Here is a 17,608-nt window from a genome sequence, read left to right on the forward strand (position 1 = left end):
GAGGTCGATGTTGGGGTAGTCGAGGATCGCCTTCGGGTGCACGCCGATGTTGTTGTTGATGATGAACTCGAGCCGCGCCAGGCCCACGCCGCTGTTGGGCATCTGGCAGAAGTCGAAGGCGAGCTGCGGGTTGCCCACGTTCATCATGATCTTGATCGGGCAGTACGGCAGCTCGCCCCGTTGCACCTCGGAGACCTCGGTTTCCAGCAGGCCGTCGTAGATAAAACCGGTGTCGCCTTCAGAGCAGGCCACGGTGACGAGTGCGCCTTCTTTCAGCGTGTCGGTGGCGTCACCGCAGCCCACCACGGCCGGGATGCCCAGCTCGCGGGCAATGATGGCCGCGTGGCAAGTGCGGCCACCGCGGTTGGTGACGATGGCAGCGGCGCGCTTCATCACCGGCTCCCAGTTGGGGTCGGTCATGTCGGTGACGAGCACGTCGCCGGGCTGCACGATGTCCATGTCGGCCAGGCTGTGGACGATGCGCACGGGGCCGGTGCCGATCTTTTGCCCGATGGCGCGTCCTTCGGCCAGCACGGTGCCCGTGCCCTTGAGCTTGTAGCGCTGCTCGGCTTTGCCTTCTTGTTGGCTCTTCACTGTCTCGGGCCGGGCCTGCAGGATGTAGAGCTGGTTGTCGCCGCCGTCCTTGCCCCACTCAATGTCCATCGCGCGACCGTAGTGCTGCTCGATGATGAGCGCGTACTTGGCCAGCTCGGTCACGTCGGCATCGGTGAGCGAATAGCGGTTGCGCTGCTCGGTGGCGGTGTCAACCGTTTTCACCAGCTTGCCACTCGCCGCCTTTTCCTCCGGCGTGGCGAACTCCATCTTGATCAGCTTGGAGCCGAGGTTGCGCCGAATCACGGCCGCCTTGCCGGCTTTCAGTGAAGGCTTGTGCACGTAGAACTCGTCCGGGTTCACAGCGCCCTGCACCACCGTCTCGCCGAGGCCGTAGCTGGAGGTGATGAACACCACCTCTTTGAAACCGCTTTCGGTGTCGATGGTGAACATCACCCCCGCAGCGCCCAGGTCGGATCGCACCATGCGCTGCACGCCGGCCGAGAGTGCCACGTCGGTGTGGGCAAAGCCCTTGTGCACGCGATAGCTGATGGCGCGGTCGTTGTAGAGGCTGGCAAACACCTCTTTCATCTTGTCCAGCACGTCTTCGATGCCGACCACGTTCAAGAACGTCTCTTGCTGGCCGGCGAAGCTGGCGTCGGGCAGGTCTTCGGCCGTGGCCGAGGAGCGCACCGCAAACGACGCCCCCGGGCTGCTGGCCGTGAGCTTGGCGAACTCTGCTGCGATGGCGGCTTGCAAGTCGGCGGGGAACGGCGTTTCTTCGATCCACGCACGGATCTCGGCACCGGCCTGGGCCAGCGCGCGCACGTCTTCAGTATTCAGCGTGGACAAGCGGGTGTTGATGCGATCCGCCAAGCCGTTGTGCGCAAGAAACTGGCGAAACGCATGCGCCGTGGTGGCAAAGCCCCCTGGTACACGCACGCCCGAGGCGGCCAGCTGGCTGATCATTTCGCCGAGGGAGGCGTTTTTACCGCCCACCGACTCGACGTCGGTCATCCTCAGGTGTTCAAACGGCACGACCAGGGCGGTCGCCAGGTTTGTGGGTGACATGGGAAAGCTCCGTGATGTTGAAAAACCGGGTGTTCCCAGGGGAGTCGCGAGCCTCGAAGGGGCTCAAGCGTGTGCCAGGCAGTGCGCTGCGTGCTGCGTTCTTTTGATGGCACGGACGGCTGCATAGTGGGGCGACTGGGAAGAGTCAAAACGATTCTACGGGCGATTTGCCTATGATTGCGCCTTGCGCCACCCCTAGCTCAGCTGCATGCCAAACCGCACCGTGTACTTTGTCTCCGATGGCACTGGCATCACCGCCGAAACCTTCGGCAATTCGATCCTGGCGCAGTTTCCCGGCAAACCACGCCACGTGCGGCGGCCATTCATTGACACCATAGACAAGGCGCACCAGGTGGTGCGAGAGATCAATCACTCGGCCGATCTCGAAGGCGTGCGCCCGGTGGTCTTCTTGACGCTGGTGGAGCCCGAGATGCTGGCGATACTGAAAGCCAGCAAGGGCTTCGTGCTCGACATGTTCAACACCTTCATCGAGCCGCTGGAAGCCGAATTCGGCGTCACGTCCAACCACCGCGTGGGCCGCTTCACGGATGTGTCCAAGAGCCAGGAGTACACCGACCGCATCGAGGCTATCAACTTCTCGCTGGCGCATGACGATGGGCAGTCGGCCAAGAACCTGGAGCAGGCCGACGTGATTCTGGTGGGCGTGAGCCGCAGCGGCAAGACACCGACCTCGCTCTACCTGGCCATGCAGCATGGCATCAAGGCCGCCAACTACCCGCTGATCCCCGAAGACTTCGACCGCAACGAAATCCCGCGCAGCCTGGCGCCGCACAAGAGCAAATGCTTTGGCCTCACGATCGCGCCGGAGCGTCTCTCCGAGATTCGCCACGAGCGGCGACCCAACAGCAAGTACGCGAGCCTTGAGAATTGCCGCCACGAGGTGGCCGCGGCCGAGGCCATGATGCGCCGCGAAGGCATCTCGTGGCTGTCGTCGACGCACAAGTCGATCGAAGAGATTGCAACCACCATCCTGCGCGACATACGCCCGGATCGCCTGATGTACTAAGAGCGCTGGCGGGCCGACTCATAGAGGCAGACCGCGGCGGCAGCCGCGACGTTGAGCGACTCTTCGCCACCCGGCTGGGGAATGCGCAATGCCTGCGCGCAACGCTGCAGCAGGGTTGCCGACACGCCCTGCCCTTCATGGCCCATGACCCAGGCGCAAGGCCAGGGCAAGCTCACCTGGTGAATGGACTGCGCCGCATGCGAGCTGGTGGCCAGCAGCGGCAGCTTGAACTCGGCCAGCATGGCCTCGTCAGCCAGCTCAACGAGGTTGAGCCCGAAGTGCGCCCCCATGCCGGCGCGCAACGCCTTGGGCGACCACAGTGCAGCCGTGCCCTTCAGGGCCACGACCTGCGTGAAACCGAATGCCGCGGCGCTGCGCAGAATGGTGCCCACGTTGCCTGCATCTTGCAGGCGGTCAAGCACCACCGTTGGGGCCTCAAGCTGCAGGCTGCCCGCGCCTTGCCATGGCACCGCAAACGCCAGTGAGGCCGGTGATTCGAGTGCGCTCAGCGCGCCCATGAGCGCCTGCGGAATCACCGCCACAGATTCGGCTTGGCTCGCGAGCTCACGCAGCGCTGGGGCATCCCAGGCGGCTTCGGTGATCACGGCCTGCGGCGCAGAGCCACCGCGCTGCAAAAAGGCTGCGCAAAGATGATCCCCTTCCAGCAAGACCTCGCCCAGCTTGCGGTAGCCCGCGGGGTCGCCCGTGAGCTTGCGCAGTCTTGCCAGCAGGGGGTTGTCGCGCGAACTGATGGCCTTGGCTACCGCCACCTCAACCCACCCTCAGCTCGACTGCGGCAAGCACCTCTCGCACAGGCGCAAACGAGCGCCGGTGGTGGGCGCACGCGCCATGCACGCGCAAAGCCGCCAGATGCTCGGGCGTGGGGTAGCCCTTGTGCCCGTCGAAACCGTAGTGCGGGTGTTGCTCATGCAGCGTGATGCAAAGCCGATCGCGGTGCACCTTGGCCAAGATAGAAGCGGCAGAGATGGCCTTGACCTTGGCATCGCCTTGCACAATCGCTTCGGCGGCGATGCGCAGCACGGGCAAGCGGTTGCCATCGATCAGCACCTTTACCGGCCGCAAGCGCAGCCCTTCCACGGCACGGCGCATGGCGAGCATGGTCGCCTGCAGGATGTTGAGCGTGTCAATCTCTTCGACCGTTGCCTGCGCAATCGCAAAGCACAAAGCCTTGGCACGGATCTCGTCAAACAGGCGCTCGCGCACGGCGGCCGACAGCTTCTTGGAGTCGTTGAGCCCCTTGATGGGCTGCAGATCGTCGAGGATCACCGCGGCCGCGACCACGGGGCCGGCCAACGGCCCACGCCCAGCTTCGTCCACGCCGGCGATCAAGCCGATGGCCTCGAAGTGCAAGCCCAGTTGTTCAGGCGTTGAGGATTTTCTCGATCGCATCGGTCGCGGCTTGGGCAGTGTTGCAGCGCAGTTGCTGGTGCAGGGTCATGAAGCGTTGGCTGAGGGCCTCACAGGCCAGCGGATTGTCCAACCAATGAAAGGCGGCTTCAGCAAGTTTTTGTGGCGCGGCCTGTTCTTGCAGCAGCTCAGGCACCGCAAATTCACCCAGCAAGATGTTGGGCAGGCCCACCCACGGTTGGTAGGCCATGCGCTTCATCATCTGCCAGCTGATCCAGTTCATGGCGTAGGCGATGACCATAGGGCGCTTGAACAGCGCGGCCTCCAGCGTGGCGGTGCCGCTGGCCACAATAGTCACGTCGCAGGCGGCCAGCGCTTCGTGCGACTGGCCGTTGAGGAGCGCCACGCCGGCAGCCGGAGCATGGCGGGCCACCAGCGGCTCGACCAGCGCCTGCAAACCAGGCACCACTGGCAGGACGAAGCGAAGGCCAGGGCGCGCGTGCTTCATCAGCTCGGCGGCCGCCAGCAGCCGTGGCGCGACGTACTCGATCTCGGACCGCCGGCTGCCCGGCAGCAGCGCCACCACCTGCGCGTCTGCGGGCAGGCCGAGCTTCAGGCGGCTTGCGCTGCGTGGAACGATGATCGGGATCGCGTCTGCCAAGGGGTGGCCGACGTAGCTCGCCGCAATGCCGTGCTTGGCATAGATCGCCGGCTCGAAGGGAAAGATGCAGAGCACGTGATCGGCCGCGGCGCGAATCTTCTCGATGCGCTTGCCGCGCCACGCCCAGATCGAGGGGCTGATGAAATGGATGGTCTTGGTGCCTTGCGCTTTCAGGCGCGTCTCGAGCCCCAGGTTGAAATCGGGAGCGTCCACGCCGATGAAAGCATCGGGCCGCTCCTGCAACAAGCGGTCGCCCAGCTGGTTGCGTATGCCCACCAGCTCGCGGTAGTGCCTAAGAACTTCCACATAGCCGCGCACGGCCAGTTTCTCGTGCGGCCACCAGGCGTTGAATCCCTGGGCGGCCATCTTCGGTCCACCGATGCCGAAAGATGAGAGATCAGGCCAGCGGGACTTCAGCCCGCCGAGCAACAAGCCGGCCAGCAAATCGCCTGAGGTCTCGCCGGCCACCATGCCGAGCCGGTGAGATGAGCCCGGCATCTTTCAGCGAGCGATGCCGCGCGTGGCCTGGGCCAAGAAGGCCAGCATCATCTCGATGTCGGCCTTCGCATCAGGCGCCGTGGCAGCGAGCGCAGTAATGTCGTCGCAAGCCTGCTGCAAGGTCTTGCCCTCGCGGTAGAGGCTCTTGTGCATCTGCTTGACTGCTGCGATGCGCTCAGGCGTGAAGCCGCGCCGGCGCAAGCCTTCAACGTTGAAGCCGCGCACCGCCAGCGGGTTGCCGTCAACCATCATGAAAGGCGGCACGTCTTGCGAAATGTGGCTCGCAAAACCGGCCATTGCATGCGCACCGACTTTGGTGAACTGGTGCACGCCCGTCAACCCGCCGATGATCACCCAGTCGCCAATGTGCACATGGCCCGCCAGCGTCGCGTTGTTGGCCAAGATGGTCTGGTTGCCCAACTGCACATCGTGCGCGAGGTGCACATAGGCCATGATCCAGTTGTCATTGCCCACTCGTGTGACGCCGCTGTCTTGCGCGGTGCCCAAATTGAAGGTGCAGAACTCGCGGATGGTGTTGCGGTCACCGATGTGCAACTCAGTGGGCTCACCTGCGTACTTCTTGTCTTGCGGCGCTGCCCCCAGCGAGGCGAACTGAAAGATGCGGTTGTCACGGCCGATGGTGGTGCGGCCTTCGATCACGCAGTGCGCACCGATACTGCTGCCCTCACCTAAGCGCACATGCGGTCCGATCACCGCATACGGGCCCACGCTCACAGAGGCGGCAAGCTCGGCTTTCGGGTCGACGATGGCGGTGGGGTGGATGCTGGCCATGGCGCAAGCCTCTCGCTGGGTCAGGAGATGCGGCGCATGGTGCAGGTCAGGTCGGCCTCCACGGCCACTTCCTCGCCCACCAGGCCACGCGCCTTGAACTTGCACACACCGGCTTTCATGCGATCAAGCGTCACGTCGAGGATGAGTTGGTCGCCAGGCTCCACAGGCCGCTTGAAACGCGCAGCGTCAATGCCAGCAAAGTAGAAAACGGTCTGGTCGTCGAGCGTGATGTCTAGTGTTTCGATGGCCAGGATGGCCGCGGCCTGCGCCAGCGCTTCGAGCATCAGCACGCCTGGCATCACCGGGCGATGCGGGAAGTGCCCGTTGAAATAGGGCTCGTTGATGCTGACGTTTTTGATCGCCTGGATGCGTTTGTTCTTTTCGAGGCTGAGCACACGGTCCACCAGAAGGATGGGGTACCGATGCGGCAGCTTCTTGAGAATCTGGTGAATGTCCATCATGGTCAGTTTGTCTTTTTTTCCAGAGCGATCAGGCGGGTTCGCAGGGCATGCAGATTGCGCAGCGTGGCAGCATTCTTTTCCCAGGCAGCATTGTCGTCGATGGGGAACACGCCGCTGTAGGTGCCGGCTTGCAGAATGGAGCGCGTGACCACGCTCGCCGCCGAGATGTTGATGCCATCGGCCAGCGTCAGGTGGCCCAGCACGATGGCGCCACCCCCAAGGAAACAGCGCGAGCCGATCACCGCACTGCCCGCCACACCCACGCAACCGGCCATCGCCGTGTGGGCGCCGACACGAACGTTGTGGCCGATCTGCACCAAGTTGTCGAGCTTGACACCGTCTTCAAGAACGGTGTCGTCGAGTGCGCCGCGATCGATGCAGGTGTTGGCACCGATCTCCACGTCGTTGCCGATGCGCACACCGCCCAGTTGCTCAATCTTCACAGCACCCGACGGGCTCGGGGCAAAGCCAAAGCCATCTGCACCGATCACGACTCCGCTGTGCACGATGCCGCGCTCGCCGATGTGGCAACCCTGGGACAGCGTCACGCGCGGTGCAAAGCGGGTGGCGCGCCCGATGCTCGCCCCTTCGCCGACATAACCGTGCGCACCAACGACCGCGCCTTCCCCCACCACGGCCTCCGCTTCGATCACCACAAAGGGCCCGATGCTCGCGCTCGCCGCAACCCTTGCACTCGCATGCACCACGGCGCTCGGGTCAATGCCGATCACGGGCGCAGGGCGATTCCTTGCCGCCCACCACTGTGTCAGCCGGGCAAAGCCGAGATAGGGGTCGTCAACCACCAGTGCCGCACCGCGCGACGAAGCGGCTTCTAGCATGGCCGCACCCACGATCACACAACCGGCTTGCGTCGTGCCGAGCTGAGACTGGTACTTGGGGTTGGAAAGAAACGAGATGGTGGAAGGCGTTGCGCCGTCCAGCGGGCCGATACGGGTAACCCGCAGGCCGGGGTCACCGATCAGTTCGCCGCCGAGGTGGGCGGCTATTTCGCCGAGTGTGGCCTCAGCCACCGCGTCACTTGCCGGACGGGGCGTTGAGCACCTTGATCACCTTCTCGGTGATGTCGATGCGCGGGCTGGCGTAGAAGACCTCTTGCACGATGAGGTCGTATTTGTCTTGTTCTGCGATTTGCCGGATGGCGGTTTGCACGCGATCGAGCAAAGCAGCCATTTCTTCGTTGCGGCGCTGGTTCACGTCTTCCTGGTAGGTGCGGCGCTTGCGCTGCAACTCGCGGTCTTGCTCGACCAGCTCACGCTGGCGGCGCTCGCGATCCTGTTCAGACAAGGTCGGGCTTTCCTTGTCGAGCTTGCCGGCGGCTGCCTTCAGCTTGGCGCCCATCTCGGTGATTTCTTTGTCGCGCTTGCTGAACTCGGCTTCGAACTTGACCGACGCGGCACGGGCGGGCAACGCGTCGCGCATCACCTTGTCGCTGTTCACGTAGCCTATCTTCAGTTCCTCTGCCTGGGCACCCCATGCTGCCAAGGCCAGGCAGGTGGCGAGCACCATGGACTTGATGAATGAGCTGTTCATTAGAACGCGGTCCCGATCTGGAATTGCAAACGCTGGATTCTATCTGTTGACACATACTGCAGCGGCTTGCCATAGCTGAGCTTCAAAGGCCCGACAGGCGAAACCCAGCTCAGGCCCAGACCCGCCGAAACGCGCAGCGGGTCAGGCAGGTTAGGCCTCTGGTCACCCCACACATTGCCGGCGTCTACGTACGCAAAGATGCGCAGCGTGCGGTCGTTGCCCGCGCCGGGCACCGGCAAATACAGTTCACTGTTGATGTTCAGGCGCTTGGTGCCTCCGGTGTAACCCCCCAACGCATCGACCGGCCCCAAGCTGCCCTGGTCAAACGCCCGCACCGTGCCCAAGCCACCGCCATAGAAGTTCTTGAAGATGGGGTACGGGCGCCCCAACAGCCCCTTGCCTATGCCCACCTCCGCGTTGATCGCAAAGGTGTACTTCTTCGTGATAGGCCAATACTGCTGGTACTGCAAGTTGGTGCGCAGATAGCGTGTGTCGCCGCCGGCACCCCACTCAAAGTTCACGCGCTGGAGGCGCCCTTCGTTGGGCACCAAGGCGCTGTCGCGGCCATCTCGCGTCCACCCGATGGTGATGGGAATTGACGTGCTCTTGTTGCCAAACTGCGCGATCTGGGTGAAATAGGTGTTGGGCAGGCCGGTAGACCCCTTGATCTCGGTCTGCTCGAACCCGAGGCCGAAAAACACGGTGTCGTACTCGCTGAATGGCACCCCGAAACGAACCGAGGCGCCCGGCGTCACGAACTCGTATTCCTCGCCCTGGCTGTTGATCGGTTTGTTGGTGCGGTAGAAAACGTCAAAGGCACGTGAGATGCCGTCGATCGTGAAGTACGGGTCAACAGCGCTCACCACCAGCGTGCGCGCCGATTTGCTGGTGTTGACGTCGATGCCGAGATAATTTCCCGTGCCGAAGACATTGTCCTGGCGGATGGATGCCGACAAGGCCAGTTTGTCGGCGCTCGAAAAGCCTGCACCCAGCGACAGGTTGCCCGTGGGCTTCTCGGTGACGCTCATCGTCAGGTCGACCTGGTCGGCTGCACCCGGTACCTCGTTGGTCTCGATGCCCACGTCTTTAAAGTAGCCCAGGCGGTCGACACGGTCGCGCGACAGCTTGATGCGCTGGCCGTCGTACCACGATGATTCGAACTGGCGAAACTCGCGGCGCACCACCTCGTCGCGCGTGCGGCTGTTGCCCGCCACGTTGATGCGCCGCACATAGACACGACGCTGTGGCTCGGCGACGAGCGCCACCACTACCTGGCCGGTCGCGCGGTCAATCTCGGGACGTGACTCCACACGGGCGAAGGCGTAACCGTAGGTGCCGAATCGATCGGTGAAGGCCTTGGTTGTTTCGGCTACCGACTCGGCCCGATACGACTCGCCCGGGCGTATGGTCACAAGCGTCTTGAAGTCTTCTTCCTTGCCCAGGTAGTCGCCTTCGAGCTTCACACCCGTCACCGTGTAAGGCTGACCTTCCTTGATGGTCACGGTGATGGTGATGTCTTGCTTGTCACCTGAGATGGCCACTTGCGTCGACTCGACCGCGAACTCTAGGTAGCCCCGATTCAGGTAGTAGGCGCGCAGGGTTTCCAGGTCGGCCGTGAGCTTGGAACGCGAATAGCGGTCGGCCTTGGTGTACCAGTTCAGCCAGCCGCCGTCGTTCAAGTCAAACAGCCCCTTGAGCGTACTCTCGGAGAAGGCGCTATTACCCTGGATGCGGATTTCGCTGATGTGCGATGCACCGCCTTCGGTAATGGTGAAGGTCACGTTGACGCGGTTGCGTTCTTGCGGCGTGACCGTGGTGACCACTTCGGCGCCGTAGAGGCTGCGGGTGAGGTACTGGCGTTTCAACTCTTGCTCGGCGCGGTCGGCCAGGGCCTTGTCGAAGGGCAGGCCCTCACCGATGCCGAAGTCTTTGAGGGACTTGATCAACACCTCTTTGTCGAACTCCTTCAGGCCAACGAAGTCGATGTTGGCAATCACCGAACGCTCGTCGACGATCACCACGACCACGTCACCATCAACCTCGACGCGTACGTCCTTGAACAGGCCGGTCGCGAAAAGTGCCCGCAAGGCAGCGGCGCCTTTCTCGTCGTTGTAGGTGTCGCCAATGCGAAATGGCAGCGAGGCGAACACGGTGCCGGCGTCGGAACGCTGAAGCCCCTCGACGCGTATGTCTTTCAGCACGAAGGGCGTCACGGCCCAGGCAGAGCCGGCGTGCAGTGCAGCCGCAAGCGCGAGCGAAAGAACGGTCGGGCGCAGAAAAGAGGAGCGAGGGAGAGACGAGACAGGGGGAGTGCGCATGCAGTATTCAGTGCAGGCCCAGGAGGCGGGCCACGTCGTTATAGAGAGCCAGTGACGTCATCATGAGCATGATGGCCACCCCGCCACGCTGCAGCCGTTCTAACCAAACTTCAGAGGGAGGCTGCCCTGTCACCGCTTCAAAAAGATAATACATCAGGTGCCCACCGTCGAGCACCGGTAGCGGCAGCAGGTTGAGCACACCCAAGCTGACGCTGACCACCGCGAGAAAGCCGAGGTAGTAGGCCAAGCCCAGGCGCACCGACTGGCCGGCGTAGTCGGCAATGGTGAGAGGGCCGCTGAGATTCTTGAGCGAGGCTTGGCCGATCAGCATGCGCCCCAGCATGCGCACGGTGAGGCTAGACACCTCCCAGGTGCGCGACACGGCTTGCGAAAGGCCGTCCCAGGGACCGTATTGCACGGTGACGATTTCCGGTGGCTTGCCCAGGGCTGCGTCTACACGCCCTATGCGTTTGTCACCTTCGCTCACCAGGGCGGGCTGCACCGTGATGTCGAGCACGCGGCCTTCGCGCTGCACCTTCCAGAGCATGGGGCTAGGCGAACCACGGCTCCCCGACTCGCGGATCACGTTGCGCAGCTGATCGCTGTCGTGCATCTGCACGCCGTCGACACTGCGCACCACATCGCCATTCATCAAGCCGGCCTTGGCACCGGCGCCCCCTGGGTTGACGCGCGCCAGCACGGCGGTGTCTCCGCTGTAGGGTGCGCCCAGGCCAATGCTGAGCAAAACCTTGGCGTCGATGTCTTTCGCGCCCAGTGTGTCGAGCTCAAGCACGGCGACGCGCTGGCCGCGGCCTTCCCCGTCGCTGAGCATCAGGTACAACCGCTCGCCGCGCAAGACCGCTTGCGTCACCTCCCAGCGCAGGTCGGTCATCGAGCGTATGTCTTGCCATTGCGCGCCATCGTGCGAGAAAGCCCGCACCGAGTCACCCGACTGCATGCCGGCGCGCTCGGCGAGGCTCTGCGCGACGGGTGCGCCAAAGCGCGCCTTGGGCTCGTCCACACCTATCCAGTGCTGCGCCGAATAGAGCAGCACGGCCAACAGCAAATTGGCGATCGGACCCGCGGCGACGATGGCGGTGCGTTGCCACAGCGGTTTGCGGTTGAATGCTTGGGCCAGCTCGTGCGGCGCAACCGGGCCTTCACGCTCGTCGAGCATGCGCACGTAGCCGCCCAGAGGCAAGGCCGAAAGCACGAACTCGGTGCCGTCTACCTTGGGTTGTCGGCGCCAGATGACCTTGCCGAAACCCACCGAAAAGCGAAGCACCTTGACGCCGCAGGCTACCGCCACGCGGTAGTGCCCGTACTCGTGAATGACCACCAGCACGCCCAGCGTCAGAATGAAAGCCAGGGCTGTGATCATGCTGCGTGCAAGCCTTTCAACGAGCTCTCTGCCACATGCCGGGCTTGCGCGTCGAGCGCCAGGAGCCCCTCAACCGAACGGCACGCATTGGCAGCAGGCGAGACGGCGTCGAGAGTGCTGGCATTGACACTGTGAATCTGGTCGAAGCGGATGGTTCCCGCCAAGAATGCCGCCACCGCCACTTCGTTCGCAGCATTCAGCACCGCCGCGCTGCCTTCAGGCCCGCGCAAGGTGTCCCATGCCAACTGCAAGCCGGGGTAGCGCTGCATGTCGGCGGGTTCGAAGTGCAAGCCACCCAAGCGCGTGAAATCAAGCGCCGCAGCACCCGACTCGATGCGCTCCGGAAACGACAGGCCGAAGGCGATGGGTACGCGCATGTCGGGTGTGCCGAGCTGGGCCAGGACCGAGTTGTCACGGCACACCACCATCGAATGGACGATGCTTTGCGGGTGTATGACCACGCGAATCTGCTCAGGGGTCAGGTCGAACAGCCAGCGCGCCTCAATGACTTCGAGCGCCTTGTTCATCATGGTGGCCGAATCGACCGAGATCTTGCGGCCCATCACCCAGTTGGGGTGCGCACAGGCTTGGTCGGGCGTGACCGTGGCCAAGCTTGCAGGATCGCGCTGGCGAAAAGGGCCACCCGAAGCTGTGAGCACGATGTGGTCGATGCGCGCGGGCCAAGTGCTGCGGTCTTCTGGCAGGCACTGGAAAATCGCCGAGTGCTCGCTGTCGATCGGCAGCAAGGTGGAGCCGCCTTCGCGCACCGCCTGCATGAAGAGTGCGCCCCCCACCACCAACGCTTCCTTGTTGGCCAGCAGCAGCCGCTTGCCAGCGCGCGCCGCCGCCATGCAGGGCTCAAGGCCGGCGGCACCGACGATCGCAGCCATCACTGCGTCGACATCCGGGTGCGCTGCAATCTGCGACAGCGATGCGGGGGTGTCGAGCACCTCGGTGCGCAGGCCCGCCCCACGAATGCCCTCGCGCAGCAGCTTGGCCTGCGCCGCCTGCGGCATCACGGCGAAGCGGGGTTTCCATTGCACGCATTGGGCCAACAGGGTGTCGACACGGCTGTTGGCAGTGAGCGCAAAAACCTCGTAGCGATCGCGGTGGCGCGAGATCACGTCGAGCGTGTTCGCCCCGACGCTACCGGTAGAGCCGAGGATGCAGATGCGTAGTCGTGCCATGGTTGAGTGCGCGTGAATCAGAGCGTGCTAAGCGCCATGGCGATGGGGAAGACCGGCAGCAGCGCATCCACACGATCAAGCACACCGCCGTGGCCGGGCAGCAAGCCGCTGCTGTCCTTGGCGCCAGCGCTACGCTTCACCAGCGACTCGACCAGATCGCCGACCACGCTCATGGCACTCAGGAAGACCAGCGACAGCATGAGACCCGCCACGCCGAAGCGATTTATCAGCACGCTAAACACGCTGGACGAATCGAGCAGCGCCGGCTGCCAGTGGCGATCGGCCTGGATCCAGGCGAGCGCAAGAAGCTGCACGCCCACCATGCCGCTCCACACGCCTTCCCAGCTCTTGCCCGGGCTGATGGCCAAGGCCAGTTTGCGGCGGCCGAACGCCTTGCCTCCGAAGTAGGCCGCAATGTCGGCCACCCACACCAGGCAAAAAATCGACAATATGAAATTGGTGCCAGTGGCCTTGGCGCTCGACAACGCCAGCCATGCCGTCCAGATTGCAGCCACGCCAATCAGCCATCGAGCAACCCGCGGCAGCGTGTGCCATGCGCCTGGGCCGACACGCAGCGCCAGGGCCCCACCCGAAACCCACACGCCGAACGCCACCCACCACGCAACACTGGGGCCGACACGCACCCAGCCCGCCACAAACGCCAAGGCACAGGCCAGGGCCGCGACGGCGCCCATGGCCAGCGACACCATGGAAGTAGCGGCATTGAGCCGGCCCCACTCCCAGGCCGCAGCGCTCGCCATCAGCAACATCAAGAGCGCAAAGGGCCACGACATCGGCGCAAAGAGAGCCGGCAACAGCACTGCCAACAAGATCAATGCTGTGATGACACGTTGTTTGAGCATTCTCAGACCTTGGCTTCGTGAGCGGCGTCAGCCGAGAGCACCAGACCGAAGCGGCGGTCTCGCCCGCTGAAATCTGCGAGGGCCGCGTTCAGTTCGGCCTCGCCGAAGTCAGGCCACAGGCAATTGCTGAAGACCAACTCGGAGTACGCCACCTGCCACAGCAGAAAGTTGCTGATGCGGACCTCGCCGCCTGTGCGGATAAAGAGGTCGGGGTCGGGTGCGTAGCTCATGGCCATGAAGCGCGACAGCGTGGCTTCGTCAAGCGAGGCCGCGGGCACAGCCGCCTCGATCGCCTGGCGGCAGGCCTGCACCACGTCCCAGCGTCCCCCGTAGTTGAACGCCACCGAGAGATTGATGCGCGTGTTGTGCCGTGTTGTCTGCTCGGCTTCGTCCCACGCAGCACGCACCTTGTCTGAGACCTGCGAGCGGTCGCCGACGATGCGTATGCGAACGCCCTCTCCCGCGAGCTTGGCCAGGTACTTGGAGACAGCCACGAGCACGAGACTCATCAGACCCGACACCTCTTCGGTGGGGCGCTTCCAGTTTTCGGAAGAGAAGGCAAACACCGTGAGGTATTCAATGCCGCGGTCAGCGCAAGCCTGCACCGTGCGCACCAGGGCATCGACACCCTGTTTGTGGCCAAAGAAACGCGGCATGAAGCGCTTCTTCGCCCAGCGGCCGTTGCCATCCATGACGATGGCCACATGGCGCGGAATGCGAGTGGCGGAGTCCACGAGGGAGATCAGACCAGGCAGCCAGGGGAAACGGTGAAAGGGGGCAATCGCGGCTCCATCAGACAGCCATGATCTCCGCTTCCTTGGCAGAGATCATGCGGTCGATTTCTGCGATCACCCGGTCGGTGAGTTTCTGCACTTCGTCGAGCGAGCGGCGCTCGTCGTCTTCGGTGATTTCTTTGTCTTTCAGCAGCTTCTTGGCTTGATCGTTCCCGTCGCGGCGCAGGTTGCGCACGGCGATCTTGGCGTCTTCGCCGGCACTGCGCACCACCTTGCTCAGGTCACGGCGGCGCTCTTCGGTGAGGGCCGGCATCGGCACACGCAGCAGGTCGCCTTGGGCGGCCGGGTTCAAGCCCAGGTCGGACTCGCGGATGGCCTTCTCGATTTTGGGACCCAGTCCCTTTTCCCAGGGCTGGACACTGATGGTGCGCGCGTCGAGCAAGGTGACGTTGGCCACCTGGCTGATGGGCACCATCGAGCCGTAATAGTCGACCTGTACCTGGTCCAGGATGCCGGGGTGGGCACGGCCTGTACGGATCTTCTGCAGCTCACTTCTGAATGATTCGATTGACTTGGCCATCTTCTGCTCGGCCATTGTGCGAATGTCTGCGATGCTCATGTCGCTGTTCTCCTGAGATCAAACGTGGACGAGCGTGCCTTCGTCTTCGCCCATGACCACACGCTTCAGTGCGCCAGCCTTGAAGATGCTGAACACTTTGATCGGCAGCTTCTGGTCGCGGCACAAGGCAAAGGCGGTGGCGTCCAACACCTGCAGGTTGCGGCTGATGGCTTCGTCAAAACTGACACGCGTGTAGCGCGTGGCGGTAGGGTCCTTTTTGGGGTCGGCGGTGTACACGCCATCGACCTTGGTGGCCTTAAGCACGATCTCTGCACCGATCTCGGCACCGCGTAACGCGGCCGCGGTGTCGGTGGTGAAGAAGGGGTTGCCCGTTCCGGCGGCAAACACCACGACCTTGCCTTCTTCGAGGTACTGCAAGGCCTTGGGGCGCACATAGGGCTCGACCACCTGCTCGATCGCAATGGCCGACATCACGCGAGCCGTCATGCCTTCTTGCCGCATGGTGTCGGCCAGGGCCAGCGCATTCATCACCGTGGCCAGCATGCCCATGTAGTCGGCCGTAGCGCGGTCCATGCCCACCGAGCCACCGGCCACGCCGCGAAAGATGTTGCCGCCGCCGATCACCACGGCGACCTCGACACCCATCTGCGTGACTTCTTGAATCTCGCGCACCATGCGCACGATGGTGGCGCGGTTGATGCCATAGGCATCGTCGCCCATCAGGGCTTCACCCGAGAGCTTGAGCAGGATGCGCTTGTACGCCGGCATTCGTGGTTCCTCCAGAGGTGGCTTGCGAGGTGTGGCGCTGAAGTCTATCCGCGAAGACGGGGCGCCAGGCCCCGTTCGCACAGAGAGAAACGGTGAATCAGCTGCCCTTGGCGGCAGCCACCTGGGCCGCCACTTCAGCTGCGAAGTCGTCGACCTTCTTCTCGATGCCCTCGCCCACCACGTACAGAGTGAACGACTTGACCTCGGTCTTGACCGCCTTGAGGTGCTGCTCGACGGTCTGCTTGCCGTCGGCGGCCTTCACGAAAACCTGGTTGAAGAGGCTCACTTCCTTCAGGTATTTGCTCACCGAGCCGTCGACCATCTTGGCGACGATGTCAGCAGGCTTGCCCGACTCGGCGGCCTTGAGGGCTGCGACCGAGCGCTCCTTCTCGATCAGCGTGGCGGGCACGTCGGCTGACGACAACGACACCGGCTTCATCGCGGCCACGTGCATGGCCACATCCTTGGCTGCCACGACATCGCCATTGAACTCGACGATCACGCCAATGCGCGTGCCGTGCAGGTAGCTGGCCAACTGGCCGCCGTCGGCATAACGCTTGAAGCGGCGGATCGACATGTTTTCGCCGATCTTGCCGATCAGGCCCTTGCGCACGTCTTCCACGGTCGGGCCGAAACTGGCCTGCGACAGCGGCATCGCCGACAAGGCCGCCACATCAGCGGGGTTATTCTTGGCCACCAGCTCGGCCACGCCGTTGGTGAAGGCCAGGAAGTCATCGTTCTTCGACACGAAGTCGGTTTCGCAATTGACTTCGATCAGCGCACCCGTGGTACCGGACACTGAAGCCGCCACCACGCCTTCGGCGGTGATGCGCGAAGCGGCCTTGCCGGCCTTGCTGCCCAGCTTGACGCGCAGCAGCTCTTCAGCCTTGTCGAAGTCGCCTTCGGCTTCGGTCAGGGCCTTCTTGCACTCCATCATCGGGGCATCGGTTTTGGCGCGCAGCTCGGCGACCATGCTTGCGGTAATTGCAGCCATCTCAAATCTCCTGTTGGCTCGGGGCGTCCAGCGCTAGCTGGTCGCCGGGATTCATCTTGCGTCGAAAAAAAGGGGCTGAAGCAGCCCCTTTTCGTGCTCACCTTGGCGGTGAAGCAGGGGCGTTAGCTCAGGCGTTTTCGCTGACTTCCACAAACTCGTCGCCTTCGGCAGACACGGCTTGCACCACATCGCTGGTGGCATTGGCGCGGCCTTCCAGAACGGCATCAGCCACGGCACGAGCGTACAGGGCCACGGCCTTGGAAGAATCGTCGTTGCCGGGAATTACGTAGTCGATGCCGATGGGCGAGTGGTTGGAGTCGACCACGCCGATCACCGGGATACCCAGCTTCTTGGCTTCGGCCACTGCAATCTTGTGGTAACCCACGTCGATGACGAACAGCGCATCAGGCAGAGCGCTCATGTCTTGAATGCCACCGATGTCTTTTTCGAGCTTGGCCAAGTCGCGTTGGAACAGCAACGCTTCTTTCTTGATGCGGATTTCGGCGCCCGATTCGATCTGGGCTTGCATGTCTTTCAGCTTCTTCAGCGAGCCCTTGACGGTCTTGAAGTTGGTGAGCATGCCGCCCAACCAACGCTGGTCGACGAAAGGCATACCGGCGCGCTTGGCTTCGAGCGAAATGACTTCGCGAGCCTGGCGCTTGGTGCCGATCATCAGGACGGTGCCGCGCTTGGAAGCAAGCTGGCGAATGAACTTCATCGCGTCGTTGAAGAGCGGCTGCGTCTTCTCGAGGTTGATGATGTGGATCTTGTTGCGATGGCCGTAGATGTACGGGGCCATCTT

The 17,608-nt window shown here is 63.3% G+C and carries 18 protein-coding genes; 1 reads left to right on the forward strand and 17 read right to left on the reverse strand.

The window, feature by feature from the left end:
* A partial coding sequence (gene ppsA, locus AC30QB_RS04905) for a phosphoenolpyruvate synthase (RefSeq protein ID WP_489545069.1) occupies positions 1-1,623 on the reverse strand: 1,623 nt, incomplete at its 3' end.
* A 208-nt stretch (positions 1,624-1,831) separates the two neighbouring features.
* On the opposite strand from ppsA, the gene ppsR reads away from it, so the two are divergent.
* The gene (gene ppsR, locus AC30QB_RS04910; RefSeq protein WP_489545070.1) at positions 1,832-2,650 is read left to right on the forward strand and encodes a posphoenolpyruvate synthetase regulatory kinase/phosphorylase PpsR; all 819 of its coding nucleotides are present in this window, start codon (positions 1,832-1,834) and stop codon (positions 2,648-2,650) included.
* Here ppsR and AC30QB_RS04915 read toward each other — a convergent pair.
* The 16 genes from AC30QB_RS04915 to rpsB all read right to left on the reverse strand — a co-directional run.
* On the reverse strand, positions 2,647-3,420 hold the full coding sequence (locus tag AC30QB_RS04915; protein WP_489545071.1) for a TrmH family RNA methyltransferase: 774 nt from the start codon (positions 3,418-3,420) through the stop codon (positions 2,647-2,649). The two genes, ppsR and AC30QB_RS04915, sit on opposite strands and share 4 nt — an antisense overlap.
* A 1-nt stretch (position 3,421) precedes the next feature.
* The gene (gene rnhB, locus AC30QB_RS04920) at positions 3,422-4,060 is read right to left on the reverse strand and encodes a ribonuclease HII (RefSeq protein WP_489545072.1); all 639 of its coding nucleotides are present in this window, start codon (positions 4,058-4,060) and stop codon (positions 3,422-3,424) included.
* Positions 4,032-5,177, reverse strand: a complete 1,146-nt coding sequence (gene lpxB, locus AC30QB_RS04925; RefSeq protein WP_489545073.1) for a lipid-A-disaccharide synthase — start codon at positions 5,175-5,177, stop codon at positions 4,032-4,034. Before lpxB ends, rnhB begins: the two co-directional genes overlap by 29 nt.
* Before the next feature lie 3 nt (positions 5,178-5,180).
* Entirely contained in the window at positions 5,181-5,969 is a 789-nt protein-coding gene (gene lpxA, locus AC30QB_RS04930; RefSeq protein ID WP_489545074.1) for an acyl-ACP--UDP-N-acetylglucosamine O-acyltransferase, read from the reverse strand.
* Positions 5,970-5,989: 20 nt separating this feature from the next.
* Positions 5,990-6,430, reverse strand: coding sequence for a 3-hydroxyacyl-ACP dehydratase FabZ (fabZ, locus tag AC30QB_RS04935; RefSeq protein WP_489545075.1), 441 nt, complete (start codon positions 6,428-6,430; stop codon positions 5,990-5,992).
* Positions 6,431-6,432: 2 nt separating this feature from the next.
* Positions 6,433-7,461, reverse strand: a complete 1,029-nt coding sequence (gene lpxD / locus AC30QB_RS04940) for a UDP-3-O-(3-hydroxymyristoyl)glucosamine N-acyltransferase (protein WP_489545076.1) — start codon at positions 7,459-7,461, stop codon at positions 6,433-6,435.
* Positions 7,462-7,465: 4 nt separating this feature from the next.
* A complete protein-coding gene (locus AC30QB_RS04945; RefSeq protein WP_489545077.1) occupies positions 7,466-7,981 on the reverse strand; it encodes an OmpH/Skp family outer membrane protein in 516 nt (171 codons plus the stop codon).
* Positions 7,981-10,299 carry an outer membrane protein assembly factor BamA gene (gene bamA / locus AC30QB_RS04950; protein ID WP_489545078.1) on the reverse strand — a complete coding sequence of 773 codons (2,319 nt, stop codon included), beginning with the start codon at positions 10,297-10,299 and terminating at the stop codon, positions 7,981-7,983. Before bamA ends, AC30QB_RS04945 begins: the two co-directional genes overlap by 1 nt.
* A 7-nt stretch (positions 10,300-10,306) precedes the next feature.
* Entirely contained in the window at positions 10,307-11,680 is a 1,374-nt protein-coding gene (gene rseP, locus AC30QB_RS04955) for an RIP metalloprotease RseP (RefSeq protein WP_489545079.1), read from the reverse strand.
* Positions 11,677-12,867: a 1-deoxy-D-xylulose-5-phosphate reductoisomerase gene (gene ispC / locus AC30QB_RS04960; RefSeq protein ID WP_489545080.1), complete on the reverse strand. Its 1,191-nt coding sequence runs from the start codon at positions 12,865-12,867 to the stop codon at positions 11,677-11,679. Before ispC ends, rseP begins: the two co-directional genes overlap by 4 nt.
* Positions 12,868-12,884: 17 nt before the next feature.
* Positions 12,885-13,730 (reverse strand): phosphatidate cytidylyltransferase, encoded by an 846-nt coding sequence (locus tag AC30QB_RS04965; protein WP_489545081.1) that lies wholly within the window; start codon positions 13,728-13,730, stop codon positions 12,885-12,887.
* 2 nt (positions 13,731-13,732) lie between these two features.
* Positions 13,733-14,464, reverse strand: a complete 732-nt coding sequence (gene uppS / locus AC30QB_RS04970) for a polyprenyl diphosphate synthase (RefSeq protein WP_489545082.1) — start codon at positions 14,462-14,464, stop codon at positions 13,733-13,735.
* Positions 14,465-14,522: 58 nt separating this feature from the next.
* The gene (frr, locus tag AC30QB_RS04975) at positions 14,523-15,083 is read right to left on the reverse strand and encodes a ribosome recycling factor (protein ID WP_489545083.1); all 561 of its coding nucleotides are present in this window, start codon (positions 15,081-15,083) and stop codon (positions 14,523-14,525) included.
* An 18-nt stretch (positions 15,084-15,101) separates the two neighbouring features.
* On the reverse strand, positions 15,102-15,812 hold the full coding sequence (pyrH, locus tag AC30QB_RS04980; protein ID WP_489545084.1) for a UMP kinase: 711 nt from the start codon (positions 15,810-15,812) through the stop codon (positions 15,102-15,104).
* A gap of 97 nt (positions 15,813-15,909) precedes the next feature.
* Positions 15,910-16,806: a translation elongation factor Ts gene (gene tsf, locus AC30QB_RS04985; RefSeq protein ID WP_489545085.1), complete on the reverse strand. Its 897-nt coding sequence runs from the start codon at positions 16,804-16,806 to the stop codon at positions 15,910-15,912.
* 127 nt (positions 16,807-16,933) lie between these two features.
* On the reverse strand, positions 16,934-17,608 hold a 675-nt coding region (rpsB, locus tag AC30QB_RS04990), incomplete at its 5' end, for a 30S ribosomal protein S2 (protein ID WP_489545086.1).

Source organism: Rhizobacter sp., from assembly GCF_046595475.1.
Taxonomy (GTDB): Bacteria; Pseudomonadota; Gammaproteobacteria; order Burkholderiales; family Burkholderiaceae_C; genus Rhizobacter.